The 1,137-nt window shown below is 34.7% G+C and carries 2 protein-coding genes; both read right to left on the minus strand.

Annotation, left to right across the window (positions count from 1 at the left end):
• A partial coding sequence (locus GOQ16_RS17175) for an IS3 family transposase (RefSeq protein ID WP_240141084.1) occupies positions 1-780 on the minus strand: 780 nt, incomplete at its 3' end.
• A gap of 14 nt (positions 781-794) precedes the next feature.
• Positions 795-1,076 (minus strand): transposase, encoded by a 282-nt coding sequence (locus GOQ16_RS17180; protein ID WP_160070420.1) that lies wholly within the window; start codon positions 1,074-1,076, stop codon positions 795-797.
• Positions 1,077-1,137 lie beyond the last annotated feature (61 nt).

Below are 1,137 nucleotides of genomic sequence, written 5' to 3' on the forward strand. Positions count from 1 at the left end.
ATTATAAAAGCCCTCTATGTACTCAAATATTTTCAATTTTGCGATTTCTCTATTTTCAAATTTGTAATGATATACAAGTTCGGTCTTTAGTGTCTTGAAAAAACTTTCTGCCACACTATTATCCCAGCAATTCCCTTTTCTGCTCATACTTTGATGAATCTCGGTCTTGTTTATAATTTTTTTAAATTCATCACAGGCATACTGTACTCCTCTATCAGAATGGAATATCAACCCTGGTTTTACCCCTCTGCATTTAATAGCCATTTTTAACGCCTTTACACTGGTTTCTTTTGCAGTCATGGATTTGCTAAAAGCCCATCCTATAACTTTTCGATCAGCTAAATCTATAACTGTAGTTAAATATAACCATCCTGCTTTAGTGCGTATGTAGGTCAGATCACTTACCCATTTTTGAGACACATCTGTAGCTGTAAAATCGCGATTCAAAAGATTCGGCGCTATTTGATAACTGTGACTGGAATCTGTTGTTACTTTGAATTTTTTACGTGTTTTACTTCTGATATTCAATCTCTTCATTATTCTAGCTATGTAAGAACGTGATACATTATGATTTTTCTCCTTCAGCTTTTTAGCTATACGAGGACTTCCATAAATTTGATTGCTTTTTTCAAATTCATCTTGAATCAACTGGATCAATTTTTTGCTTTTCGCTTCCAGGAGACTACTTTTTTTAGTCAACCACTTGTAAAAACCACTGCTACTAACTTTTAGTACAGCACACATCTTATCAGCTCCATACTGGTTCATATTATTCTTAATAAACCAATATACTTTTAGCCTCCCTTGGAAAAGATGGCGACTGCCTTTTTTAAAATCTCATTTTCCAACTCCGATTCCTTAAGCCTCTTCTTCAACTCGCGCAATTCTTGCTCCTCAGGAGATATTTTATCGTTTTTAGGTAGTAGATTCCCTCCATTGAATCGAGGATCCATACGCCATTTGGTAAGACGACTTGGATCTATTCCTAATTCTAATGCTGCTGCAGATACAGATCCTTTTATACAGGATAACTCAACTGCCATGATTTTAAAAGATTCTTCAAATACTCGTGCCATATGTTAACAAATTTAATTCTTTATTTTTTAAATCTGTCTCCACTCAAAGGTAGCAACTCCA

Source organism: Sphingobacterium bovisgrunnientis (assembly GCF_009829085.1).
Classification (GTDB): domain Bacteria; phylum Bacteroidota; class Bacteroidia; order Sphingobacteriales; family Sphingobacteriaceae; genus Sphingobacterium; species Sphingobacterium bovisgrunnientis.

Excerpts from the sequence above, each read along its gene's own strand:
- GOQ16_RS17180 (WP_160070420.1), bottom strand. The coding sequence starts at position 1,076 with ATGGCACGAGTATTTGAAGAATCTTTTAAAATCATGGCAGTTGAGTTA.